Source organism: Klebsiella sp. ME-303, from assembly GCF_007910085.1.
GTDB classification, from domain to species: domain Bacteria; phylum Pseudomonadota; class Gammaproteobacteria; order Enterobacterales; family Enterobacteriaceae; genus Klebsiella; species Klebsiella michiganensis.
This window is the reverse complement of record NZ_VOJB01000078.1, coordinates 111,905-136,289: the sequence shown is the minus strand read 5'-3', so window position 1 is coordinate 136,289 and position 24,385 is coordinate 111,905. Positions and strand designations below refer to the sequence as shown.

Below are 24,385 nucleotides of genomic sequence, written 5' to 3'. Positions count from 1 at the left end.
GCACCTGTCCGGGCTACGTTTCCTCAGCTGTCTGCGATTCGGTAGCGCGGGCTACGCGTCCTCAGCAGCCTGCGATCCGGTAGCCCGGGCAGGCGCATCGCGCCGTCCCCGGGAGCAAGCGCACAGAAAGTGGCAGTACTTCCCCGAAGGCGCTGCTGCGTATCTGACCGGGCTATGCATCGTAAGTCGCCTGCGATCCCGCCACGCCGCCGGGAAGTAACCGGTTACTGGAGCCCGGTTTTCTGCTTCATCACCGTCATCACCCCAACCTTATCGCCCAGATACTGGCTCAGCCCGTTGGCGCGGAGGTTACAGGCGGCGCACTGCCCGCAGCCGTCGCCTTTAATACCGTTATAGCAGGTGAGGGTTTCATGGCGCACCAGGTCGAGCTGGCCCCAGTAATCGGCCAGGGCCCACGTTTCGGCTTTGTTAAGCCACATTAGCGGCGTCTCAAAGCGAATATCTTTCGCCATACCGAGGCTGACGGCATGGTGCAGCGCTTTCACGAACTCGTCGCGGCAGTCCGGGTAGCCCGAAAAGTCGGTCTCGCAAACGCCGGTGATAATGGCTTCCGCCTTCACCTGATACGCGTAAATGGCCGTCAGGGTTAAAAACAGAATGTTGCGCCCGGGTACGAAGGTATTCGGGATGCCGCTGGCGTCCGGTTCATAATCCGGAACCGGAATGCTATCGCGGGTCAGGCTGCTGACCGCCAGTTCGTTAAGCAGGGTGACATCAAGGACTTTATGGGCCACGGCCCCCAGCTTTAGCGCCAGTTCGCGAGCAACGTCAATCTCCGCGCGATGACGTTGGCCATAATCAAAAGTGACGCAATGCACTTCATCATACTGTTGCAGAGCCTGCACCAGGCAGGTCGTCGAATCTTGTCCTCCGCTGAAGACAACTACGGCGCGTTTCATGGTAATTCCTGACAATCGAAGTGAGGCGCATATGGTAGCGCCTGATGAACGTGACCACCAGCCCCGTCACGGCGCAGAGGCCGGTAGCCAGGCGCTGGCGAAATCAAACCAGCCGCGCGCGTTCAGCCGTAGTCCGTTGACCCCCGGCGGCGCGCTGATGCGATAATTATAATTGAACAGCGGCGTCATGATGGCATCGTCCATCAGACTGTTAAAGACGTTGCGCAACGCTTCGCTACGGCTGCGTTCGTCCGGTAAGGCCTGAACGGCATCCAGCGTCGCCTGGAGATGCGCATATTGCGCCCCGGTCAGCAAATTAGGCCACAGCACGTCGCAGCGTAGCCACTGCTCCAGCGCATAGACCGGCGCTTCGCCAATCAGGCGGTCGCCCATCATCAGGTCCGCCTGTGCAAACTGCTGGCAGCCATCCCAGTTTTTCGCATCATGGAAAATAATCGTCAGCTCACAGCCCAGCTCCGCCAGCCGTTGACGAAGCCGATCCGCCATGGCGTGTAGCTCTACGGGGAGGTGATAGAGCAGCGTAAGCCGTTCGGGCAGAGGGGTATCATGATTTTCAGGCCACTGCGGAATAGACCAGCCCGGCAATACTTCGTTGCTGGGCGCGATCAGATCCTCATCCAGCGGCAGGGTTTCTAACAGGGTGGAGCGATGAATCAGCGAGACCAGCCTTTGCGCCTGCGCTTTGTTAAGACGAGGGCTCTGGCGCAGCGTCAGATAGCAAAAGCCGAGGCTAATACTGTTGCTGACCTGACGTAGTCTGGTCAGTTCGTCAGGATCGCCAATGGTTATCTGTACCGGATGACGACAGCTGGTGCCCAGATCCTGCTCGAACAGCTGCGGCGTGATCCAGTATTCCACGGCCTGCAGCAGCGGGTGAGTGAGATGATAGCGCTGATGGTTTTCCAGCCGCACCAGGTCCGGAGTAAATCGCTTCAGGCGAAACGGTCCGCTGCCGATCGCCGGATCGTCAGGATGCGCCAGCACGCTGCAGTAGCTGGCAAGGCGGAACGGCAGCCAATAATCGGCGCGATGCAGGGTGATAGTCAGACACTGGGAGTGGGTGACGCTAATCTCGCTGATACTGGCGAACAGCGTGCGCAGCGCGGGCAGCTGCAGCAGCATCAGGAGCCGCTGCTGCAGCTGTGAGGTTTTAATCGGATCGCCGTTGTGCCAGAACAGGGTAGAACGAATATAAAAGTGCCAGCGCAGGCCGTCAGGCGACACCTCCCAGTGATGGGCTAAATCGCCTATCGGACAGGTACTCTGCGCATCAAATCGGGTCAGACCGGAAAATATCTCCCCGGCCAGGTGCTGCTCCGCGCGTCCCGGCATAAAACCCGGGCGCAGCGGCTCCAGCGGACGGTAGTAAGGAATACGCAGGGTCGGCGTATTGTTCTGCCATTGGCCGCCGAGAAAGGGGGAAAGCAGCGCTTTAAGCTCCACCGGCGCCAGCTGGGCCAGTTCGAGGGCATTTTGCTGCTGCCCTTTATTCAGCGCCTGCTCCATCATCTCATTGCGCAGCGCTTCCGGCGCTTTATAAAACTGGAGTAGCCCGCGCTTTCCGCGACCGGAGCTGGCCTGCCAGCTTAGCCAGCCGGACTCTTGCGCCTGGCGCAGCAGGGTTCGAATGTGGCGTTCGCTGCAAAAGCAGCGTTCGGCCAGCTCGCCGACGGTTACCTGCTGCGGCTCTCCGGCGGAGGGCTGCCAGAGTCGCTGGTACTGATGCAGACGGTTTAATAGCCTCATCGCTGTGTAATCCTGCGTAGATTGGGAAACCCGGAACAATAAAATTTATCTATTCACTATTACTTCCGTATATCTCAGGCAATACTGCAACACAAGCAAAATCCACCACGATTTGGGGAGCAGAAGATGGCAAGACTGGCTGCATTCGATATGGACGGTACGCTACTGATGCCGGACCATCGTCTGGGAGAAAAAACGCTTTCGACGCTCAAACGTCTGCGCGATCGCGACATCACCCTGACTTTCGCCACCGGTCGTCATGCTCTGGAAATGCGCCACGTTATCGGCGAGTTCTCTCTGGATGCGTTTTTAATCACCGGCAACGGGACGCGCATTCACTCTCTGGAAGGTGAGGAGCTGTATCGCCGCGATCTGGCTCCCGATGTGGCGGAAGAGGTGCTGCACAGCGCCTGGGAAACCACGGCAAGTATGCATTTCTTTAACGACGGCGGCTGGTACACCGGGCAGGCGATCCCGGAATTACTGAAAGCGCACGTCTTTAGCGGTTTTCGTTATCAGCTGTACGATCCAAAGCGGATGCCGGCGCATCAGGTCACTAAAATCTGCTTCTGCGGCGATCATGACGATTTGCGGCGGCTAAGGCTTCAACTGAGTGAAGCGCTGGGCGGCCGCGCGGATCTCTGTTTTTCGGCGATGGATTGCCTTGAAGTGTTGCCTGGCGGCTGTAACAAAGGCGCGGCGCTGGCGGTATTAAGCCAGCATCTGGGGCTGACGATGCAGGATTGCATGGCGTTCGGTGACGCCATGAACGACCTGGAAATGCTCGGCAGCGTCGGGCGCGGCGTGATTATGGGCAATGCGATGAATCAGCTGAAAGCGGAACTCCCACATCTACCGGTTATTGGCGACTGCCGTCATCAGGCCGTCTCCCACTTTTTGACTCATTGGCTGGATAATCCCGATCTTCCTTATTCCCCCGAATAAAGAGACCCTGCCAGCAAGCCAGATATCCTGTGATACCTGGCTTCTTTTATTTTGCCTGCAGCATGTCGGCGATTTGTGCCTGCCATGGGGAGATATCGCCAATATTGGCCGCTACCCACTGCGGGTTGTAGTAGGTTTCCAGATAACGTTCACCGCTGTCGCACAGCAGCGTGACGAGAGAGCCGGTGCGCCCCTCTTCGCGCATCCGCACGGCCAGCTGCAGTACGCCCCACATGTTGGTGCCGGTGGAGGCGCCGACCTTACGTCCGAGCAGCGTTTCCAGCCATAGCGCGGTGGCGACGCTGGCGGCATCCGGTACCCGCAGCATCTCATCGACCACGTCGGGAATAAACGACGGTTCGACGCGCGGGCGGCCGATGCCCTCAATTTTACTGCCGACCGGGCTGCGCAGGCTGGCGTCGCGGCTCTGCCAGTAGTCCATAAACACCGAGTTTTGTGGGTCAACCACCAGCAGCTGCGTATCGTAGCCCTGACAACGAATGTAGCGTCCGATGGTGGCAGAGGTGCCCCCGGTGCCCGCGCTCATCACGATATACGACGGCTGCGGATGCGGCTCGTGGTTCATCTGACGAAAGATACTGTCGGCGATATTATTGTTTCCCCGCCAGTCGGTCGCCCGTTCGGCATAGGTAAACTGATCCATATAATGGCCGTTCAGCTCGCGGGCCAGGGTTTCGGAGGCGGCATAGATTTCGCAGGCGCTATCGACGAAGTGGCAGCGGCCGCCGTAGAACTCAATTTGTTCAATTTTACGTTTTGCCGTACAGGAAGGCATCACGGCGATAAACTGCAGGCCCAAGAGACGGGCGAAGTAGGCTTCAGAGACGGCGGTCGAACCGGAAGAGGATTCGATAATCGTTGTCCCTTCTTTAATCCAGCCGTTGCACAGACCATAGAGAAACAGCGAGCGGGCCAGGCGGTGCTTCAGGCTACCGGTTGGATGGGTGCTTTCATCCTTCAGGTAGAGCTGGATCCCCGGGAACCCCGGAAGCGCCAGACGAATAAGGTGCGTGTCGGCGGAACGCTGATAATCGGCATTAATTTCACTAATCGCGTGTTTAACCCAGGCGCTGTTCATCTCAAATTCCTGTTTGTCATTTTGTGCCCAGCTTAGCGGAAATAGAAGGAAAAATTGTTGCCATTTAGCCTTTCAATTACAATGAATGGAGTAAATTTTTCTCCCAAGGTGCCCTATGTTAGATAAAATTGACCGTAAGCTGCTTTCTTTACTGCAAACCGACTGCACCCTCTCTTTGCAGGCGCTGGCCGATGCCGTTAATCTGACCACCACGCCCTGCTGGAAGCGCCTGAAGCGGCTGGAAGATGAAGGTATTCTGCGTGGGCGCGTCGCGCTGCTGGATGCGGAAAAGGTCGGGCTTGGGCTGACGGCGTTTGTGCTGATTAAGACTCAGCACCACAGTAGCGACTGGTATTGCCGCTTCGTCAGCGAAGTCACGCAGATGGCGGAGGTTCTTGGTTTCTGGCGTATGGCGGGGGAGTATGACTATCTGCTGCGGGTCCAGGTGGCGGATATGAAGAACTACGATGATTTTTATAAACGCCTGGTTAACAGCGTGCCGGGGCTCTCGGATGTGACTTCGAGTTTTGCCATGGAACAGATAAAATACACCACTGCCTTGCCGATTGATTAACGGCATCAGCCGCTACGAATTACACACTCAGGATTTAACTGCTTGCGATTATTTGCCCAACTTAGCTGGTATTTCCGCCGGGAGTGGCGTCGTTACCTCGGCGCTATTGCTCTGCTGATCGTCATTGCCATTCTGCAACTGGTGCCGCCAAAGGTGGTGGGTATCGTGGTTGACGGCGTAACAAAACAACATTACACCGCGGAAAAGGTGTGGATGTGGATCGGCCTGCTGGTCGTTATTGCAGTGATGGTCTATCTGCTGCGCTACGTCTGGCGCGTATTGCTTTTCGGCGCCTCTTATCAGCTGGCCGTCGAACTGCGCGAGGATTTCTATCGCCAGCTCAGCCGCCAGCATCCGGCCTTTTACCTGCGCCACCGTACCGGCGATCTGATCGCTCGCGCCACCAACGATGTGGATCGGGTGGTGTTCGCCGCCGGCGAGGGGGTATTAACCCTGGTTGACTCGCTGGTCATGGGCTGCGCGGTGCTGATTGTCATGTCGACGCAAATCAGCTGGCAGTTAACTCTGCTGGCGCTGCTGCCCATGCCGCTGATGGCGCTGGCGATTAAGCGTAACGGCGATGCGTTACACGAACGCTTTCGCGTCGCGCAGGCGGCCTTCTCCAGCCTCAACGACCGCACCCAGGAGAGCCTGACCAGCATCCGCATGATCAAAGCCTTTGGCCTCGAAGACCGACAGTCGGCGCTGTTTGCCGCCGACGCCGCGGATACCGGGGCGAAAAACATGCGCGTGGCGCGTATCGACGCCCGCTTTGACCCGACGATTTATATCGCTATCGGGACCGCTAACCTGCTGGCCATCGGCGGCGGCAGCTGGATGGTGATCCAGGGCAGCCTGACCCTGGGTCAGCTCACCAGCTTTGTGATGTACCTCGGCCTGATGATCTGGCCAATGCTGGCGCTGGCGTGGATGTTTAACATCGTTGAGCGCGGTAGCGCGGCCTATGCGCGCATTCGCACCATGCTGGAGGAAGCGCCGGTGGTGAACGACGGCAGCGAGCCGACGCCGGAAGGCCGCGGTGCGCTTAGCGTCGCCGTGCGCGAGTTTACCTACCCGCAGGCGAACAAGGTCTCGCTGGAAAAGGTCAACTTTACGCTCCAGCCCGGGCAGATGCTGGGGATTTGCGGGCCGACCGGCTCCGGCAAGAGCACCATTCTGGCGCTGATTCAGCGCCACTTTGACGTGACTGAAGGCGATATCCGCTTCCACGACGTTCCCCTGACCCGGCTACAGCTGGATAGCTGGCGCGCACGTCTGGCGGTGGTTAATCAGACACCGTTCCTGTTCTCCGATACCGTCGCCAGCAACATCGCCCTCGGTAAACCGGACGCCACGCAGGAGCAAATCGAGCACGTTGCGCGGCTTGCCAGCGTGCATGAGGATATCCTGCGCCTGCCGCAGGGGTATAACACCGAAGTCGGCGAGCGCGGCGTGATGCTTTCCGGCGGGCAAAAGCAGCGAATTTCCATCGCCCGCGCGCTGCTGCTGGAGGCGGAGATTCTGATCCTTGATGATGCGCTGTCGGCGGTGGACGGCAGAACGGAGCACCAGATTTTGCATAACCTGCGGCAGTGGGGAGAGGGGCGGACGGTGATCATTAGCGCCCATCGCCTGTCGGCGTTGACCGAGGCCAGCGAAATTCTGGTGATGCAGCACGGGCATATTGCCCAGCGCGGTCGCCATGAGGCGCTGGCGGCGCAGCCGGGCTGGTATCGGGATATGTACCGTTATCAGCAGCTGGAAGCGGCGCTGGATGATGTCCCGCAGGAAGATAAGGAGGTCGCCGGTGCGTAGTTTCACTGAACTCTGGCCGACGTTAAAGCGCCTGCTGGCCTACGGCTCCCCGTGGCGTAAACCGCTGATGATAGCGGTTGCCATTATGTGGGTTGCGGCGGTCGCGGAAGTCAGCGGCCCGCTGCTGATCAGCTATTTCATCGACAATATGGTGGCGAAGAACTCGCTGCCGTTGAAGCTGGTCTGCGGCCTCGCCGCGGCCTACATTGGCCTGCAACTCCTTGCCGCTGGCCTGCATTACTGCCAGGCGCTGCTGTTTAATCGCGCGGCGGTCGGCGTGGTGCAGCAGCTGCGCAGCGATGTGATGGACGCCGCGCTGCGTCAGCCGCTCAGCGAGTTTGATACGCAGCCGGTCGGGCAGCTCATCTCGCGGGTTACCAACGATACCGAAGTGATTCGCGATCTCTACGTGACCGTGGTGGCGACCGTGCTGCGTAGCGCCGCTTTGATTGGCGCGATGCTGGTGGCGATGTTCAGCCTTGACTGGCGGATGGCGCTGGTGGCTATCGCTATTTTCCCGGCGGTGCTGATCGTGATGATGATTTATCAGCGCTACAGCACGCCCATCGTCAGGCGGGTTCGCGCCTGGCTGGCGGACATCAACGACGGTTTTAATGAAGTGATTAACGGCATGGGCGTCATCCAGCAGTTCCGCCAGCAGGCGCGGTTCGGCGAGCGGATGCGCGAGGCCAGCTACGCCCACTATCTGGCGCGTATGCAAACCCTGCGTCTTGATGGCTTCCTGCTGCGCCCACTGCTGAGCCTCTTCTCTTCATTAATTCTCTGCGGCCTGCTGATGCTGTTTGGTTTCAGCAGCAGCGGAACGATCGAAGTCGGGGTGCTATACGCCTTTATTAGCTATCTTGGGCGACTGAACGAGCCGCTGATCGAGCTGACCACCCAGCAGTCAATGCTGCAGCAGGCGGTCGTGGCGGGCGAGCGCGTCTTCGAGCTCATGGACAAACCGCGTCAGGCGTGGGGTGAGGATAGCGAGCCGCTGCGCAGCGGGGCGATGAGTATCGATCACGTCTCTTTTGCCTACCGCGACGATAGCCTGGTGTTGCAGGATATTAATCTCGATATCCCGTCCCGCAGCTTTGTGGCTCTGGTTGGTCATACCGGGAGCGGTAAAAGCACCCTGGCCAGCCTGATGATGGGCTACTACCCGTTAACCCAGGGAGAGATTCGCATCGACGGTCGTCCGCTTTCTTCCTTAAGCCACAGCGCGCTGCGGCAGGGGATTGCGATGGTGCAGCAGGATCCGGTGGTGCTGGCTGACACCTTCTATGCCAACGTCACCCTCGGTCGCGACATCAGCGAAGAGCAGGTGTGGGAAGCGCTGGAAGCGGTACAGCTGGCGGCGCTGGCCCGTGAAATGGAAAACGGTATTTATACGCTGCTGGGCGAGCAGGGGAATAATCTCTCCGTTGGCCAGAAACAGCTGCTGGCGCTGGCGCGGGTGCTGGTCGATACGCCGCAGGTGCTGATTCTTGATGAGGCGACGGCCAATATCGATTCCGGTACCGAGCAGGCGATTCAGCAGGCTCTGGCTCGGGTGCGCGAGCACACCACGCTGGTGGTGATTGCGCACCGCTTATCGACCATCGTCGAGGCCGATACGATCCTGGTACTGCACCGCGGTCAGGCCGTTGAGCGCGGAAGCCACCAGCAGCTGCTGGCGGCCAGAGGCCGCTACTGGCAGATGTATCAGCTGCAGCTGGCTGGCGAAGAGCTGGCGGCCAGCGCGCAGGAAGAGTCGCTTATCGCCTGATGCACCATAAACAGGCAGCGGCGCCGCCGCGGCCTGAGGTGGTGCAAAATCGTCACAAGCTGCGCACTGAAATGGTGCAGTTTCAGGCAAAAGAGGCATTTTGCCGCTTCGTTTCCGCCGAATTATTCTCCTTCCTCCTCAAAAAGGGCCGCCTGGCGGTCCTTTTTCATTTCTGGCATAGCCCTTGCTTTATTAGAGACGTGTTAGCTGCGGCCATTACCGAATTCTGACTGGAGGGGACTTATGAAGCTGGTTACCGTGGTAATCAAACCATTCAAACTGGAAGACGTGCGTGAAGCATTATCTTCAATGGGTATTCAGGGCCTGACGGTCACTGAAGTTAAAGGGTTCGGCCGTCAGAAAGGCCACGCGGAGCTCTATCGCGGCGCGGAATATAGCGTCAATTTTCTGCCGAAAGTGAAGATTGACGTCGCGATTGCCGACGATCAGCTGGACGAAGTCGTCGATGTCATCAGTAAAGCGGCTTACACCGGAAAGATTGGCGACGGCAAAATCTTTGTCGCCGAGCTGCAGCGCGTGATTCGCATCCGTACCGGCGAATCAGACGAAGCGGCACTGTAACTTTCAGACCACACAGTGATGGGGAACGAAACAATGAAGATAGCAACAATGAAAACAGGTCTGGGAGCGTTGGCTCTCCTTCCGGGGCTGGCGATGGCCGCACCGGCGGTCGCGGACAAAGCCGACAACGCTTTTATGATGATTTGCACCGCGCTGGTGCTGTTTATGACGATTCCGGGCATCGCGCTGTTCTACGGCGGGCTGATCCGCGGTAAAAACGTTCTCTCCATGCTGACGCAGGTCATCGTGACGTTTGCGCTGGTCTGCGTACTGTGGGTGGTTTATGGCTACACGCTGGCCTTCGGCGCTGGCGGCAGCTTCTTCGGCAACTTCGACTGGGTACTGCTGAAAAATATTGAACTGAAAGCGCTGATGGGGAGCTTCTATCAGTACATCCACGTTGCTTTCCAGGGCTCCTTTGCCTGTATTACCGTTGGCCTGATCGTCGGTGCGCTGGCGGAACGTATTCGTTTCTCGGCGGTACTGATATTCGTTGTGGTATGGATGACGCTCTCTTATGTGCCGATTGCGCACATGGTATGGGGCGGCGGTCTGTTGGCTACGCACGGCGCGCTTGATTTCGCCGGCGGTACGGTTGTTCACATCAACGCCGCGGTCGCGGGGCTGGTGGGCGCCTACATGATGGGCAAACGCGTCGGCTTTGGTAAAGAAGCGTTCAAACCGCATAACCTGCCGATGGTTTTCACCGGCACCGCCATCCTCTACGTTGGCTGGTTCGGCTTTAACGCCGGTTCAGCAAGCGCGGCGAACGAAATTGCCGGTCTGGCGTTCGTTAACACCGTGGTTGCAACGGCGGCGGCTATCCTGGCATGGACCTTCGGCGAGTGGGCAACCCGCGGCAAGCCGTCACTGCTGGGCGCCTGTTCAGGGGCGATTGCCGGTCTGGTCGGCATCACTCCGGCCTGTGGCTACATCGGCGTTGGCGGCTCGCTGATTGTGGGTATCGCTGCGGGCCTTGCGGGTCTGTGGGGCGTCACCGTTCTGAAACGCTGGCTGCGCGTTGATGACCCGTGCGATGTGTTTGGCGTCCACGGCGTCTGCGGTATCGTAGGTTGCATCCTGACCGGTATCTTCGCCGCGACTTCTCTGGGCGGTGTGGGCTACGCGGAAGGCGTCACCATGGGCCATCAGGTTCTGGTACAGCTGGAAAGCATCGGTATCACCATCGTCTGGTCAGGCGTCGTCGCCTTTATCGGTTACAAGGTTGCCGATATGACCGTTGGCCTGCGCGTACCGGAAGATCAAGAGCGTGAAGGGCTGGACGTAAACAGCCACGGCGAAAACGCCTACAACGCCTGATAAAACGAGTTATCTCCTGAAGCTGCAGAGCCTCCCCTCGGGGAGGCTCTGCTTTTTTATGCGTTGCGATTACGCATGACGCCTTCCTGCACCGTGGAAGCCACCAGCGTACCGTCCTGAGTGTAGAACTCGCCGCGGACAAAACCGCGCGCGCTGGAGGCGGAGGTGCTCTCAACGCTGTACAGCAGCCAGTCGTTGATGTTGAACGGGCGGTGGAACCACATTGAGTGATCGATGGTGGCAACCTGCATGCCCGGCTCCAGAAAACCGACGCCGTGAGGCTGCAGGGCAACGGGCAGGAAGTTAAAATCCGAAGCGTAGCCCAGCAGAGACTGATGGGTGCGGAGATCTTCCGGCACTGCGCCGTTGGCGCGGATCCAGACCTGACGCGTTGGTTCTGCAACGTGTCCTTTCAGAGGGTTATGGAATTCGACCGGGCGAATCTCCAGCGGTTTATCGCAGAGAAATTTCTCTTTGACCTGCGGCGGCAGCAGGTGGGCCAGCTTGCGGGCAATATCCGTTTCGGAGGGAAGCGCGTCCGGAGCGGGTGCCGCTGGCATGGTTTTCTGATGTTCATAGCCGGGTTCTGGCGCCTGGAAAGAGGCGGTCATATAGAAAATGGGCTTCCCGTTTTGAATCGCCGCCACCCGGCGGGCGCTGAAGCTATTGCCATCGCGCAGGACTTCAACATCATAGATGATAGGTTTCAGGCTATCGCCGGGACGCAGGAAGTAGCTGTGAAACGAGTGAATCAGGCGTTCTGTGGGCACCGTCTCTTTTGCCGCATACAGCGCCTGACCCACTACCTGGCCGCCAAAGACCTGTCGCAATCCCAGATCTTCGCTCTGTCCGCGGAACAATCCCTCTTCAATTTTTTCCAGATTTAACAATGCCAGCAAATGGGTTAGTGCCTGACTCATAGTTATCCTCAATCAATGATGACTGCCTGGCGCAGCGCGTTATTGAGGCAAAGTATAACCTGGAATCGCAAGTGGTCCGATGGGTTCAATAATCTGAATATGGGCTCTTTTCCAGGAAGAGATCTGAGATCTGTGCCACACTTATTCACGATACTAATGTCCTGTCCCCGATTGTGGCTGGATGTACTCCTGTTAAAGAAGGGATGAAAAGGAGAAAAGAATGAAATTTGCCTATATGTTAAGTGCTTTAGCCGTAGCGGCTACGCTGTCTGCCTGTGCGAACAACCACAACAGCAATGCAGCGAACCAGGCGGCGCCCGATCCTTATGGCATTGCCTCACTAAGCTCCTCGCAGCAGCAGCCTAACGTATCCGGGACCATCAATATTCGACAGCGCGTGGCGTTACCGCCGGACGCGGTATTGACCGTAACCCTGTCGGATGCGTCTCTGGCCGATGCGCCAGCGCACGTGCTGTCGCAAAAAGCGGTAAGGACCGAAGGGAAGCAGGCGCCGTTTAACTTTGTCCTGCCCTATAACCAGGCGCAAATTCAGCCTAATGCCCGCATTCTTCTCAGCGCGGCGATTACCGTTAACGGTCAGCTGATGTTTATTACCGATACCGTGCAGACGGTGATTAACCAGGGCGGTAACCGGGCCGATCTGGTGCTGGTGCCGGTTCAGCAAACGGCGGTGCCGGTGGCGAACAACAGCGCTCCTGCTGCCCAGTAACTCCCCACCATGCCCCTTTACAGGGGCATTTTTTTTGCCTTCAATAAATCCAGCGGTAGTGCTGCAGATCAATATGTCCGCTGCCTGAAACCTGGACGCCTTCCGCCAGTAGCGCCTGGCGTTGGCGCTGCAGATCTGGTCCGGTAAGGGAGATGTCGCCGTGGCGGTTGACGACCCGATGCCAGGGGAGAGTCGATCCTTCCGGCAGGCGCTTTAATACTCCGCCCACCTGGCGAGCCGCTCGCGGTGAACCCGCCAGCTGAGCAATGTCGCCGTAGGTGGCAACGTATCCCTCTGGAATCGAGGCGACTATCTGCCAGACCCGCTGCGGAAAAGTATCGTGAGAATCCATAGTACGTCCTGTTGCCGGAAAAGGCTCAGGATAAGCGTTGTATGATGGGCTGTACAGATAGCGGGTCAGGCCGATTTAACGACGGTAAATTCCAGCGCCAGACCCAGCACCTGCATGCCATGAACATTTTCATTCGCCGTATTGCTCAGCAGTGTTTCAAGAAACTTCAGGCGTTTTGACTGGGCGTTAATCACCAGCTTTGCGCGCATTGCCGGAAGCTTAAGCGTTGATATCGGATACACCACGCGACCGCTGACGTCGATGGGGAGTTTCCGTAATTCAATGTGCTGAAGGACGCCGACAGTAGAGTAGAGCAGCGCGACCGGGGTGACGGCGAGCAGCTGATTATTGCTAATCGTCACAAAATCGAGGATGACCTCCGGACGCAGAAAGTTTAAACCGCGGAAGGAAACGGTCACTTCGGCGATGGCCGGCATCGCCAGGGTAGTGATTAAACGCGGTGATTCACTCATTCATATACCATTGAGACAGTGCGTTGATTAAAAAAGACGGTAGATAAGCCTCATTATGGCCGCTGGCGAGGATTTCCGCTGAGAGTGTGCTCGCAATCTCATCAGGGGATCGGGGCCATTTTACGCTGAGAAGCCGCTGTAGACGCGACTTTGCGCAATAAACCAGCACCCAATCGCCGGCGGCTTGCAATTCAGGGGTTCAGCAGGGATAATGCGCCAGCGCGTTAGGTAACTAGCGCTCTCAATGGGGGCTCTGTTGGTTCTCCCGCAACGCTACTCTGTTTACCAGGTCAGGTCCGGAAGGAAGCAGCCAGAGCAGACGACGTGTGTGCCGGGATGTAGCTGGCAGGGCCCCCACCCATTTCAGGGTGCCCTCTCGCTATTCGCATTCATTCCGTGGTTTCCCCCAGCCTTCATATTTAATATCCACAAATAGATTGTGAGTATTTTTCGTTTCTAAACCCTCTATTTTTTATGCCAAAAAATTCACTACGTCATAAATTTGAAATTTAACTGAAATATTATTGTCATCTTTATGTCATATATAACGTGCAGATTATTCATGGGAAAATGTTGTTTGATATAAGCTAAAAATATATCTCTGGATCAGCATGTTAACTTCGTGTATTAATTATATGATGATTTTATTTCACGGGAAGCGTGACTATGACCACTGTGGTTCTGAACGTAAAAATTGATGGCGAGTTAAAAGAAAAGCTGCGTCAGTATGCGGAAGAAAATAACGAAAATTTAGGAACAGCTACGGAGAAACTGCTGCTGCTGGCCTTTCAGGTAGCGGAATCAGCAGACGAGGCGGGGGTTTCGGAAGAAGATATCGATAGCCAGCATACCGAAGAGGAAGCGTCTCCATTAACCCCTAAAGAAATCAAAGCATTACGTAAAATTCTGAAGAAGAAAAAATGAAACAACAACTCTCTACAGCCAGCAACTATAGCGAAGCCTGCGATATGCTGCGTTCCGGATACGTTAAGCACGTACGCCTGAACTGGAATATCGGTAGCGATGAGTTCTTTCGCATTGCCTCCGACTGGTGTGACACAGGGGCAAAAATAAAAAAAGATGAAGACGGCTTTATTATTTCTCTGAAAGGGTTTCCGATCCCGCGTCAGCATTAATGAAACTATTGCAATTTTGTCATCGGGCTGACACGTCAGAAAGACAAAATTGAAGCGCAATTTTATAAAAACATCTCATATGCGTCATGGATGATGGTTTTTGACGGGCTGGCTCCAGCCCGTCGATATTTTCTTAAATGATTTTCCTCAGGCGGAAGCTCTCTTTCTGCTCAGTCAGGCTATGCCACAACGGCTGCAATGTCGTAAATGCGCTGCGCAGTTCGTCATCCGAAAGGGTAAAGGGCAAACGCAAATAGCGATCAAACGCGCCGGCCAGGCCAAAGCGAGTTCCCGTCCCGATGTGAATCCCCCGGCTTTCAGCGCGAACGGAAAAGAGCGTCGCCAGCATTCCCGGTAATTCCACCCAAAAAGAGAGTCCTCCCTCCGGCGGCGTAAAGCGCCAGTGGGGAAAATATTCCGCCATCAGCGCGCCGCACATATTCCGGCGAGTCGCCAGCATGGCGCGCCGTGACGGTAGCAGCCTGTGCTCATTCTCAAGCAACCAGCAGCAGGCCAGCTGTTCCAGCAGCGGGGAGCCGAGATCGAGAGAGTCGCGGGCCTGAACCAGCGAAGCAATGGTTCGCGAAGAGGCGCGGATCCAACCTATGCGCAGGCCGCCCCAGAAGCTTTTTCCCGCTGAACCGATGGTTATCACCGGGGCATCAGGATTAAATGCCGCTAAAGGCGGCGGCGGCGGGGCGTCATACCATAAATCCACCATCGTTTCGTCTGCCACCAGCGTGGTGCGGGTTTGTGCGGCGATGTCCGCTACCCGCTGGCGCGTTGCGCTATCCATACAGCGGCCGGTGGGATTATGAAAATCCGGCATCAGCCAGGCCAGACGCGGAGCCGTTTGGGCAATCGTTGCCGCCAGACCGTCGCAATCCCATCCCTGCTGCGGTAACGCCACGCTAACCGGACGACATGATGCGCCCTGTATCGCGCTAAGCGCCATGGGGTAAGTTGGCGCATCCACCACCACCCGATCGCCGGGCCCGGTGAATAAACGCAGTACCAGCGCAAAGCCGCTAAGCGCCCCGTTGACGATCATCACTTCATCGCTGCGGGTTGGCAGCCCGCGTTCGCTATAGCGGCGGGCGATGGCTTCGCGCAGAAGCGGGAGCCCTTGTTGATCGTAACCGGTGTTGGATAAATGTTCAGGCATGATCTTTAAGGCCTGGCTGTAGGCCTGATGGATCTCGGGGCCGGCGCTAAGGGCGGCAACGGCCAGATTCACCGATAGCGGGTCCGTTTGTTTGGCCGCCGCCTCTACCGGACGCTCCGGCAAGGCGATCCGCGAACCGCTTCCCTGACGGCTGTAGAGATAGCCTTCTTCCCGAAGCTGACCGAGCGCGCTGGCAACCGTGGTGCGGCTGATATTCAGGGCAGCCGCCAGTTCACGTTCGCCGGGCAGTCGCGTTTCCAGCGCCAGGCGGCCATCGAGAATGAGCAGGCGCAGCGCTTCTGCAAGCTGACGCCAGATAGGCGTGCGAGAAGTGGACTCCTGCCAGTGACCGAGCAGCCGTACCAGCGATTGTGCACCAAAGCGACGAGATAACATAGCAATCCACTTTTTAAAAACTGGCCATTAATTATCAATCCATTTTTACTGATGATAAAGGAAATCGCAATTGCCCTGAGGTGAAAAATGGTACGTCGCTTGTTGCAACTTTACATTGGTCTGGTCCTGTACGGCGTGTCGACCGCGTTATTTGTGCATGCCAATCTGGGGGCCGATCCGTGGGATGTTTTTCATCTGGGGATCGGTAAGCAGTTTAATCTGGATTTTGGTACGGTCATGATCCTGACGGGAGCGGCAGTGCTGCTGCTGTGGATCCCGCTACGGCAAATGCCGGGGCTGGGTACGGTGAGCAACGTGATTGTGCTGGGGCTGGCGGCAAACGCGACCTTAGCCGTGCTGCCGCCGTTGGATTCGCTGGTGGCGCGTAGCCTGCTGCTGGCGGGCGCTATCGTACTGAATGCGCTGGCGACGGGGATGTATATTGGCGCGGGCTTTGGTCCCGGGCCGCGCGATGGGCTGATGACCGGTCTGCATGCTCGTACGGGGTGGTCGCTGCGCGGTATCCGCACCGCGATTGAAGTTTCGGTCCTGCTGATTGGCTGGATGATGGGCGGCAAGTTTGGCGTGGGAACCGTACTCTATGCGTTAACTATCGGCCCGCTAATCCAGCTGTGTCTGCCGTGGTTTCATCAGCCAGCCGCGCGGAAGGCTCTGGCGAAACCCGGTGAGGCTATCTCCTGATTTTACGCTGCCATCAGACCTGGAGACTAAACTTATCAATTCAGATACGGCCGGATTCTCCGGCCGTACTGTTCACTTCGGAGAGCAGACTCATGAAGTACGTTGATGGTTTTGTCGTTGCCGTACCGGCGGAAAATAAGGAGGCATACCGCGAGATGGCAGCAAAGGCCGCGCCATTATTTAAAGAGTTTGGCGCACTCCGCGTGGTCGAGTGCTGGGCGGATGATGTCCCGGATGGCAAGCTGACCGATTTTCGCCTGGTGGTGAAAGCGGAGGAGAGTGAAGAGGTGGTGTTCAGCTGGATTGAGTATCCCTCTAAAGAGGTTCGCGATGCCGCGAATGCCAAAATGATGGCCGACCCGCGGATGAAAGAGTTTGGCGAATCGATGCCCTTTGATGGAAAACGAATGATATACGGCGGCTTTGCCCCGCTTCTGGATGAGTAATTCATCTTTGCCATCCCCATAGCTTTTGGGGATGGCTATAGATGCGCTACAGATGACTCCAGCCATGCAGCAGCATATAAAAACCCACCACCATAATCAGGGTGCCGGAAATCCACGGCGCTTTGCGCGAGAGATCGTTCAGCCCGGGCCAGCGGTTTGCCACGTGCTTCAGGCTGAGGGCGGCAATTGCCCCGGAAGCCACCAGGGTGATCGCCAGCCCAACGCTAAACCCCAGTACCAGGGTTGCCCCCAGCGAGAACTTTTTCAACTGCAGGCAAATGAGCAGTACGGTAATGGATGCCGGGCAGGGAATGAGTCCCCCGGTCAGTCCGAACAAGACGATCTGCCCGGTGGTGACCCGCTGGCCGTTAAAGCGGCGATTGATCGCTTGCGCATGCGCGCGCTGGTGGGCGTCCTGCCAGTCATCGGCGGCAACCCGCGAAGGTTGGTGAGCGTGAGGATGATGTTGATGCGCAAGGTGGCGATCGTGATGATGTTCATGTTCATGTTCATGTTCATGTTCATGTTCATGTTCATGTTCATGTTTATGGTCATGGTCATGGTCATGTTCGTGTCCATGGATATGTGAACGCGATTCGCGCCAGGTACGCGCCAGCATCCAGCAGGCAATCAGTACGATAAGGCCCCCTGAGATCAGCTGAAACCAGGGTTCCGACGTTTGTGCATTCCAGCCGCGGCCGAACCACAGGCCTGCCATGGCCACCAGCCAGACCACCGCCGTATGCGATACCGTCGCCGCCAGCCCCAGCAGCACCGCCTGCTTTAATGTTCCCCGCACCGCCACGATAAATGCCGCCATCATGGTTTTTGAGTGCCCGGGCTCAAGGCCGTGCAGCGCGCCCAGCAGAATCGCGCTGGGAATAAATAGCCAGGCGTTGCCCTGCTGCAAGAGTGAAGCGAAATCGTTCATAACGTGATCCCTAACTAAAAAGTGCTTGTATGCTACTCCCCCCCAGTACATAAATACTACCCCCCAGTAGAAAAATACTCCGGGGGAGTAGGGCATGTTATGCTGTTCTGATTGCATACAAGGGTCGTTAGTGGAAACGATCGATTAATCAAATAGTGGATCGCGAAATGTCACATACCGTTCGTCACAAGAAGATGTTATTGACCCGATTGAAGAAAATTCAGGGGCAAAGCGCCGCGCTGGAAAAAATGCTTAACCGCGAGCATGAATGCGCAGAGGTTCTACAGCAGCTGGCTGCCATTCGCGGTGCGGTAAACGGCATGATGATGCAGGTTATCCAGGGGCATTTAACGGATCATGTCGTGAAGGAGCCGGAAGAAGGTCAGCGTGAGGCTGACCTTGATGTGGTGATGCAGGTGATAAAATCCTATCTGAAATAGGCTCAGTCATCATGTGTTCCGGACGGCGATGAATACGCCTTAAGGTTATTCTCGGCCCACAGAATAAATTTCTCTTTTGGCAGCGCCTTACTATAAAGCCAGCCCTGTGCATACAGCACGCCATGCATGCGCAGCCAGTCGCGTTGGCTTTCGGTTTCGACGCCTTCTGCGACGGTCGCCAGATTGAGCGCTTTCGCCATTTCAATGATGTGCGGCGTCAGCGATTCACACTCCAGCGTATCGACAAATGCTTTATCGATTTTTAGGGTATCAACGTCCAGCTTTTGTAAATAGCTCAGGCTGGAATAGCCGGTGCCGAAGTCATCGATGGAGATACGGTGTCCGGCCTGACGGTAGCCGGCGATGACTGGCAGAGTGGTTTGCGGGTCGACAAAACCGCGCTCGGTGATTTCCAGAATGATCTGCTGAGCGCTGATGCCCCAGCGCTGAAGCTGCTCTTGTAACAGCATCGGCAGCTTTGGCGAACGCAAATCATCAACCGACAGGTTTATCGAGATGTGTATCTCCGGGCGCTGCCGCAGCCAGGTACCGAGATCGGTAAATATTTTCCGTACAATATCTTCGGTTAAGCGGGTAATCAGCCCGGTTTGTTCGGCAAGCGGAATAAAAATATCCGGTGATAAGAAACTGCCATCGGGCTGCCTCCAGCGAGCAAGCGCCTCTGCGCCGACGATCTTTCCACTCTGCAGCGAAATAATGGGCTGGTAATAAACCTGAATGGCATGAGAATTCAGCGCGTCCAGCATCCCATTACGCGGTGAGCGCAGCCTCCGCAGCAGGCGAAGCAGCAGAAATGAGGCCAGAAGGCTGGTGAACAGACCAATCGGCAGCCACAGCATCAGCTGCTGATGTAGCTTTTTCTGCAGCGGCACCGTCGAGGACCAGGTGGCAATGGCCAGCCCCAGCTCCGGGAGACGATGAAGACGATAAACGGTGCTATCGAGGGTTAGGGTCCTGGCATACTGATGCTTAATTTTCTCCCAGACGGCAGCGTTGAGTGGTTTACTGCTAATGATGATTTGATCGCGCTGCGTGCCGAATAAGAGCGTGTGAATCTTTTCATGGCCTAATGGAATGACATCGATAAACGACACGGGATCGATCATCACCACGTGATGCTCGCTGCCCATGGCCGTCATTTTATGTTTCAGACCCAGGTCGTTAACTGAGGTAAGCCAGGTACGGTAGCCATCGGCCGTGATATGGTCGGGAGCAGGAAAGGTAACCGAAACCTGATGCTCTTCGAGGGAAGAGCACTGCGGAATACCCTCATGTAACCACAGCACTTCCTGAACGTAGCGATGGGTATAGGCGATCCGTCGCATCGTGAGCAAATGCTGCGGACTGCAGGTGGTAGCCGCATGCGCATCAGCTTCCTTCAGCGCCTCTCTTGCCTGATCGGCAACCTGCTGAACGCGGGCCAGTACGCGGACGGAAAAGTTGTCCAGTTCGCTATAAAATTGCTCTTTGGCCTGCTGCATTGCCAGCCAGATGCTCAGCGCGACCGGCAGGATAATGGCGAGTATCAATACCCCTGTAACCAGACTCACCTGATGCCGGGTCGTCATGAGTATTTCCTTATTTTATTGAGGGGTTCGATGAGTATACGCGAAAGATAAAAGAGGATTCAGCACGGGGTAGAAAAAGGCCCGAACCGCAAGATAGCAACGAATTCGGGCTAACAGTGGATGAACCGCGACGCCCAAGGCCTGGAGCGTCGCGGAGAAAAACGAGGGCTGGTATGCTGGCAATAAGCGTTGTCAGCACAGATTCATATTCTAAAGCGCAATCATGACAGTCATATGTTGCGCTTAATGGGCGTCCGGGGCAGCGATGTCAGCGCTAATCCGCTGGTCGTTTTCGTCAAAGACCATGCAGTAGCGATCGTCAAACGCGACCCTTATCTTCTGCCATGGACGGAAATGAACGTCGCCGGGCAGCAGAATTTTGACATTATCGTGGCCGTAGCACTGGCCGAACAGATAGGTGTTGTTACCCAGTCTCTCCACGACTTCACATTGAAACTCAACTACGGTACCGATATTCACATCAGTTGAGAGATGTTCAGGGCGAATACCGAGGGTAACGGCAGCGCCGGGCTGCAGCGGCGATGTGGTGATATTAAGCGTCAGATTATGATCTTGCGCCATCTTCACGCTAAGCTGGCCCGGCTGCCATGCGGTGACCGTCGCGGGCAGGAAGTTCATTTTCGGCGAACCGATAAATCCCGCAACGAACTTATTGACCGGGTTGTAATACAGCGACATCGGCGAACCCATCTGCTCAACTTTGCCGTAGTTCATCACCACGATTTTATCGGCCAGCGTCATCGCTTCAACCTGATCGTGGGTGACATAAACCATGGTGGTTTTGAGTTCATGATGCAGTTTAGCAATATGCAGGCGCATCTCAACGCGCAGCTCGGCATCCAGGTTGGAGAGGGGTTCATCAAACATAAACACCCGTGGATTACGCACGATGGCGCGACCGATCGCCACGCGCTGGCGCTGGCCGCCGGAAAGCTGCTTAGGTTTGCGATCCAGCAGATGAGAGAGCTGCAGCGTTTTCGCCACCATTTCAACCTGGCGGCGAATTTCATCTTTTGGCACTTTATTCACCTTCAGGCCATAGCCCATATTTTCCGCTACCGTCATATGCGGGTAGAGCGCATAGGACTGGAATACCATGGCGACGCCGCGATGGGCAGGAACGACATCATTCATCACCTCATCGCCAATAAGCACTTCACCTTCGCTCACCTCTTCGAGACCGGCAATCATTCGCAGTAGCGTCGATTTGCCGCAGCCTGACGGACCGACGAAAACCGCAAACTCGCCATCTTCAATATCAAGATTTACCTGATGCAGCGTCACTGTACTGCCGAACCGTTTGGTGACATTCCTCAGTCGTATATTGGACATCAACATTCCCCGGGTTAGTAGCCGTTTTTGCCGTTGGGATTTGGGCTGTGACGCATTATTTGTATAACGTGTAACAATTCAGCCTGGCGATGCTCAACGACACTAAAATCATGCAGTGACTATAACTTCCAGAGTTTTAGCGCCCTATATCGATGTTTCATTTCTGCAATCACGATCACACAACTGGCAGCTTTCAGTAGTTTTGTCAGCATTCAAAGCGTACCGTATAACAAATCAGGAATAACGGCATATTTGTTTATGAATCACCGTTTATCAGTTAACTGAAAGATTCTCGGAAGTCACATCGCCCAATAAAAACCATTAAATTGTTATACCTTCACATGAGGTTGATAATGAAAAAGAACACTCTTGCTGCACTGATCCTTACTACTCTGGCTGCCGGGCAGCTGGTTAGCCTGCAGGCGCACGCGGCCGGACAGCTCAACGTCTGGGAAGACATCAAAAAATCCGACGGCATTAAGGCCGCGGTAAGCGATTTTGAAAAGCAGTTCAACGTTAAGGTGAACGTGCAGGAAATGCCGTACGCCCAGCAGCTTGAAAAGCTGCGCCTTGATGGCCCGGCGGGCATTGGCCCGGACGTGCTGGTGATCCCTAATGACCAGCTAGGCGGTGCGGTCGTCCAGGGACTGCTGTCTCCCCTGACGCTGGACCCGGCGAAGCAGGAGGCCTTTACGCCGGCATCAATCAACGCGTTCCATATGGATAACGTGCTTTACGGCGTACCGAAAGCGGTGGAAACCCTGGTGCTGATTTACAACAAAGACCTGATCGATAAGCCGCTGGATAGCCTGCAGGACTGGTTCGACTATTCGAAGAAGCAGCGCGAAGAGGGTAAGTACGGCCTGCTGGCGAAGTTTGACCAGATCTATTACAGCTGGGGCGCTATTGGCCCAATGGGCGGCTATATCTTTGGCAAAAACGACAAAGGCGGCTTAAACCCGCAGGATGTCGGCCTGAATAAGCCAGGCGCGGTGGAAGCGGTGACTTTCCTGAAAAAATTCTACACCGACAAGGTATTCCCGGCGGGGATCCTCGGCGATAACGGGCTGAACGCCATCGACTCGCTGTTCACCGAGAAGAAAGCGGCTGCGGTGATTAACGGCCCGTGGGCCTTCCAGCCGTATGAAGCGGCAGGCATTCATTATGGCGTCGCGCCTTTGCCGACGCTGCCGGATGGCAAACCGATGAGCTCCTTCCTCGGCGTGAAGGGCTATGTCGTCTCGACGTGGAGTAAAGATAAAGCGCTGGCGCAGCAGTTTATCGAGTTCATCAACCAGCCGCAGTACGTGAAAGCGCGCTATGTCGCCACCGGGGAAATCCCGCCGCTGAAGGCCATGATTGACGATCCGCTGATTAAGAATGACGAAAAGGCCAGCGCGGTGGCGGTGCAGTCAGCGCGGGCGACGGCGATGCCCGGGATCCCGGAAATGGGTGAGGTATGGGGCCCGGCGAACGCCGCGCTCGAGCTTAGCCTGACCGGTAAACAGGAGCCGAAGGCGGCGCTCGATAACGCTGAAAAGCAGATCAAGATGCAGATCGAAGCCATGCAGGCCAGCAATCAATAATTCGGTGATGTAACAGAACGGGAGGGCCGTCCTCCCGTTTTCAGAAGGAGTCGTGTGTGATTATCAATCCCAGCGAAAATATTGCCGAAGCGCGCGGCGCAGGACGCCATGCGTGGTGCGGCCTGTTGCTGGCTATCGTGCCGGGTTTTGGGCAGTTTTATCACCGCCAGTGGCTGAAGGGGATTGTCTTCCTGGTGCTGCTGAGCAGTTTTATGAGCATTTTCTATGACTTTCTCAGCGAAGGCCTGTGGGGGTTATATACCTTAGGCGAGGAAGTTCCGCGGGATAACTCTATTTTCCTGCTGGCGGAAGGGATAATCAGCGTACTGATTATCGCATTCGGTTTGTTGGTCTATTTCCTCTCGCTGCGCGATGCCTGGGTTAACGGCAAAAAGCGCGATGAAGGCATGGCGCTGAATAGCGTACGCAAGCAGTATCAGATGCTGCTCAGCGAGGGTTTCCCGTATCTGATGATCACGCCCGGCTTCATACTGCTGGTGTTTGTGGTCATCTTCCCGATCCTGTTTGGTTTTGCTATCGCCTTTACTAACTACAACCTTTATCACACGCCGCCGGCGAAGCTGGTGGATTGGGTGGGATTCAAAAACTTCATCAATATCTTCACATTATCCATCTGGCGCTCGACCTTCTTTGACGTACTGCAGTGGACGGTGGTGTGGACGCTGCTGGCGACGACCCTGCAATGTACCGTCGGCGTGCTGCTGGCGATTCTGGTCAACCAGAAAGATCTGCGCTTTAAGCCGATGATCCGCACAATTTTCATTCTGCCGTGGGCGGTGCCGGGCTTCGTGACGATTCTGGTTTTTGCCGGCATGTTCAATGATTCATTCGGGGTGATTAACAACGCCATTTTGTCCTTCTTTGGCATCACGCCGAAGGCCTGGCTGACCGACCCGTTCTGGACTAAAACGGCGCTGATCATGATGCAAACCTGGCTGGGCTTTCCGTTTGTTTTCGCCATGACCACCGGCGTCCTGCAGGCGATCCCGGACGATCTGTATGAAGCGGCCACCATGGACGGCGCCAGCGCGTTTACCCGCCTGCGGACCATTACTCTGCCGCTGGTGCTCTACTCCATTGCGCCGATCATCATCACTCAGTACACCTTCAATTTTAACAACTTCAATATCATCTACCTGTTCAATAACGGCGGACCGGCGGTAGCCGGGTCGAATGCCGGCGGTACGGATATTCTGGTGTCGTGGATCTACAAATTAACGATGTCGTCTTCGCAATACGCCATCGCGGCCACCATCACGATTCTGCTGTCGATTTTTGTCGTCGGCCTGGCGTTGTGGCAGTTCCGCGCCACGAAATCCTTCAAAAACGACGACATGGCGTAAGGGAAGCAA

The 24,385-nt window shown here is 56.1% G+C and carries 26 protein-coding genes and 1 other RNA gene; 17 read left to right on the top strand and 10 right to left on the bottom strand.

Annotated features, from left to right (window positions below):
• A partial coding sequence (locus FQK12_RS27460) for a hypothetical protein (RefSeq protein WP_222435540.1) occupies window positions 1-220 on the top strand: 220 nt, incomplete at its 5' end.
• Between the two features lie 4 nt (window positions 221-224).
• Here the strand turns inward: FQK12_RS27460 and queC are convergent.
• Both queC and FQK12_RS15080 read right to left on the bottom strand, forming a co-directional pair.
• Window positions 225-920 carry a 7-cyano-7-deazaguanine synthase QueC gene (gene queC, locus FQK12_RS15085; RefSeq protein ID WP_014228183.1) on the bottom strand — a complete coding sequence of 232 codons (696 nt, stop codon included), beginning with the start codon at window positions 918-920 and terminating at the stop codon, window positions 225-227.
• Window positions 921-986: 66 nt separating this feature from the next.
• Window positions 987-2,687 carry an SgrR family transcriptional regulator gene (locus FQK12_RS15080; RefSeq protein WP_014228184.1) on the bottom strand — a complete coding sequence of 567 codons (1,701 nt, stop codon included), beginning with the start codon at window positions 2,685-2,687 and terminating at the stop codon, window positions 987-989.
• A 126-nt stretch (window positions 2,688-2,813) separates the two neighbouring features.
• Here FQK12_RS15080 and cof point away from each other — a divergent pair, with 126 nt between their 5' ends.
• Entirely contained in the window at window positions 2,814-3,632 is an 819-nt protein-coding gene (cof, locus tag FQK12_RS15075) for an HMP-PP phosphatase (RefSeq protein ID WP_014228185.1), read from the top strand.
• A gap of 46 nt (window positions 3,633-3,678) precedes the next feature.
• Here cof and FQK12_RS15070 read toward each other — a convergent pair whose 3' ends face one another.
• On the bottom strand, window positions 3,679-4,731 hold the full coding sequence (locus FQK12_RS15070) for a PLP-dependent cysteine synthase family protein (protein WP_014228186.1): 1,053 nt from the start codon (window positions 4,729-4,731) through the stop codon (window positions 3,679-3,681).
• 115 nt (window positions 4,732-4,846) lie between these two features.
• On the opposite strand from FQK12_RS15070, the gene FQK12_RS15065 reads away from it, so the two are divergent.
• From FQK12_RS15065 to amtB, 6 genes are read left to right on the top strand one after another with little or no spacing between them, the layout of a single operon-like run.
• Complete coding sequence (locus FQK12_RS15065; protein WP_004135994.1) at window positions 4,847-5,305, top strand: Lrp/AsnC family transcriptional regulator; 459 nt, start codon at window positions 4,847-4,849, stop codon at window positions 5,303-5,305.
• A gap of 42 nt (window positions 5,306-5,347) precedes the next feature.
• Window positions 5,348-7,120 (top strand): SmdA family multidrug ABC transporter permease/ATP-binding protein, encoded by a 1,773-nt coding sequence (locus FQK12_RS15060; protein ID WP_014228187.1) that lies wholly within the window; start codon window positions 5,348-5,350, stop codon window positions 7,118-7,120.
• Window positions 7,113-8,891, top strand: a complete 1,779-nt coding sequence (locus FQK12_RS15055; protein WP_014228188.1) for a SmdB family multidrug efflux ABC transporter permease/ATP-binding protein — start codon at window positions 7,113-7,115, stop codon at window positions 8,889-8,891. Before FQK12_RS15060 ends, FQK12_RS15055 begins: the two co-directional genes overlap by 8 nt.
• A complete protein-coding gene (locus tag FQK12_RS15050; protein WP_004848281.1) occupies window positions 8,891-9,121 on the top strand; it encodes a hypothetical protein in 231 nt (76 codons plus the stop codon). The genes FQK12_RS15055 and FQK12_RS15050 overlap by 1 nt, the downstream gene beginning before the upstream one ends.
• A 13-nt stretch (window positions 9,122-9,134) precedes the next feature.
• Entirely contained in the window at window positions 9,135-9,473 is a 339-nt protein-coding gene (gene glnK, locus FQK12_RS15045; RefSeq protein ID WP_004099573.1) for a P-II family nitrogen regulator, read from the top strand.
• A gap of 33 nt (window positions 9,474-9,506) precedes the next feature.
• Entirely contained in the window at window positions 9,507-10,793 is a 1,287-nt protein-coding gene (gene amtB / locus FQK12_RS15040; RefSeq protein ID WP_004848284.1) for an ammonium transporter AmtB, read from the top strand.
• A gap of 56 nt (window positions 10,794-10,849) precedes the next feature.
• Here amtB and tesB read toward each other — a convergent pair whose 3' ends face one another.
• Window positions 10,850-11,713, bottom strand: coding sequence for an acyl-CoA thioesterase II (tesB, locus tag FQK12_RS15035; protein ID WP_014228190.1), 864 nt, complete (start codon window positions 11,711-11,713; stop codon window positions 10,850-10,852).
• 220 nt (window positions 11,714-11,933) lie between these two features.
• Between tesB and FQK12_RS15030 the strand changes: the two genes are divergently transcribed.
• Window positions 11,934-12,443 carry a YbaY family lipoprotein gene (locus tag FQK12_RS15030; RefSeq protein WP_004848288.1) on the top strand — a complete coding sequence of 170 codons (510 nt, stop codon included), beginning with the start codon at window positions 11,934-11,936 and terminating at the stop codon, window positions 12,441-12,443.
• A gap of 40 nt (window positions 12,444-12,483) precedes the next feature.
• On the opposite strand, the gene FQK12_RS15025 is transcribed toward FQK12_RS15030, so the two are convergent.
• Window positions 12,484-12,795 (bottom strand): MGMT family protein, encoded by a 312-nt coding sequence (locus FQK12_RS15025; protein WP_004848290.1) that lies wholly within the window; start codon window positions 12,793-12,795, stop codon window positions 12,484-12,486.
• A gap of 65 nt (window positions 12,796-12,860) precedes the next feature.
• Window positions 12,861-13,268, bottom strand: a complete 408-nt coding sequence (locus FQK12_RS15020) for a hypothetical protein (protein ID WP_014228191.1) — start codon at window positions 13,266-13,268, stop codon at window positions 12,861-12,863.
• 254 nt (window positions 13,269-13,522) lie between these two features.
• Between FQK12_RS15020 and ffs the strand changes: the two genes are divergently transcribed.
• From ffs to FQK12_RS15005, 3 genes are all read left to right on the top strand, one after another.
• Window positions 13,523-13,619: signal recognition particle sRNA small type (gene ffs, locus FQK12_RS15015), an RNA gene on the top strand.
• Window positions 13,620-13,934: 315 nt separating this feature from the next.
• On the top strand, window positions 13,935-14,192 hold the full coding sequence (locus tag FQK12_RS15010; RefSeq protein ID WP_004848294.1) for a hypothetical protein: 258 nt from the start codon (window positions 13,935-13,937) through the stop codon (window positions 14,190-14,192).
• Window positions 14,189-14,404, top strand: coding sequence for a hypothetical protein (locus tag FQK12_RS15005; RefSeq protein ID WP_004129860.1), 216 nt, complete (start codon window positions 14,189-14,191; stop codon window positions 14,402-14,404). Before FQK12_RS15010 ends, FQK12_RS15005 begins: the two co-directional genes overlap by 4 nt.
• A 133-nt stretch (window positions 14,405-14,537) precedes the next feature.
• Here the strand turns inward: FQK12_RS15005 and FQK12_RS15000 are convergent, their stop codons facing one another.
• Entirely contained in the window at window positions 14,538-15,965 is a 1,428-nt protein-coding gene (locus FQK12_RS15000; RefSeq protein ID WP_014228192.1) for a PLP-dependent aminotransferase family protein, read from the bottom strand.
• A gap of 87 nt (window positions 15,966-16,052) precedes the next feature.
• Between FQK12_RS15000 and FQK12_RS14995 the strand changes: the two genes are divergently transcribed.
• Both FQK12_RS14995 and FQK12_RS14990 read left to right on the top strand, forming a co-directional pair.
• On the top strand, window positions 16,053-16,667 hold the full coding sequence (locus tag FQK12_RS14995; RefSeq protein ID WP_014228193.1) for a YczE/YyaS/YitT family protein: 615 nt from the start codon (window positions 16,053-16,055) through the stop codon (window positions 16,665-16,667).
• Between the two features lie 92 nt (window positions 16,668-16,759).
• On the top strand, window positions 16,760-17,113 hold the full coding sequence (locus tag FQK12_RS14990) for a DUF1428 domain-containing protein (RefSeq protein ID WP_014228194.1): 354 nt from the start codon (window positions 16,760-16,762) through the stop codon (window positions 17,111-17,113).
• Between the two features lie 46 nt (window positions 17,114-17,159).
• On the opposite strand, the gene FQK12_RS14985 is transcribed toward FQK12_RS14990, so the two are convergent.
• Window positions 17,160-18,044 (bottom strand): nickel/cobalt efflux protein RcnA, encoded by an 885-nt coding sequence (locus FQK12_RS14985; protein ID WP_014228195.1) that lies wholly within the window; start codon window positions 18,042-18,044, stop codon window positions 17,160-17,162.
• 167 nt (window positions 18,045-18,211) lie between these two features.
• On the opposite strand from FQK12_RS14985, the gene FQK12_RS14980 reads away from it, so the two are divergent.
• On the top strand, window positions 18,212-18,484 hold the full coding sequence (locus FQK12_RS14980) for a metal-sensing transcriptional repressor (RefSeq protein ID WP_004129869.1): 273 nt from the start codon (window positions 18,212-18,214) through the stop codon (window positions 18,482-18,484).
• A gap of 2 nt (window positions 18,485-18,486) precedes the next feature.
• Here FQK12_RS14980 and FQK12_RS14975 read toward each other — a convergent pair whose 3' ends face one another.
• Both FQK12_RS14975 and FQK12_RS14970 read right to left on the bottom strand, forming a co-directional pair.
• On the bottom strand, window positions 18,487-20,073 hold the full coding sequence (locus tag FQK12_RS14975) for an EAL domain-containing protein (RefSeq protein WP_014228196.1): 1,587 nt from the start codon (window positions 20,071-20,073) through the stop codon (window positions 18,487-18,489).
• 243 nt (window positions 20,074-20,316) lie between these two features.
• On the bottom strand, window positions 20,317-21,426 hold the full coding sequence (locus FQK12_RS14970; protein ID WP_004848307.1) for an ABC transporter ATP-binding protein: 1,110 nt from the start codon (window positions 21,424-21,426) through the stop codon (window positions 20,317-20,319).
• Between the two features lie 353 nt (window positions 21,427-21,779).
• Here FQK12_RS14970 and FQK12_RS14965 point away from each other — a divergent pair, with 353 nt between their 5' ends.
• Together FQK12_RS14965 and FQK12_RS14960 are read left to right on the top strand one after the other, a co-directional pair.
• On the top strand, window positions 21,780-23,012 hold the full coding sequence (locus FQK12_RS14965; RefSeq protein ID WP_014228197.1) for a maltodextrin ABC transporter substrate-binding protein: 1,233 nt from the start codon (window positions 21,780-21,782) through the stop codon (window positions 23,010-23,012).
• 56 nt (window positions 23,013-23,068) lie between these two features.
• Window positions 23,069-24,376 (top strand): carbohydrate ABC transporter permease, encoded by a 1,308-nt coding sequence (locus FQK12_RS14960; protein ID WP_004848312.1) that lies wholly within the window; start codon window positions 23,069-23,071, stop codon window positions 24,374-24,376.
• Window positions 24,377-24,385 lie beyond the last annotated feature (9 nt).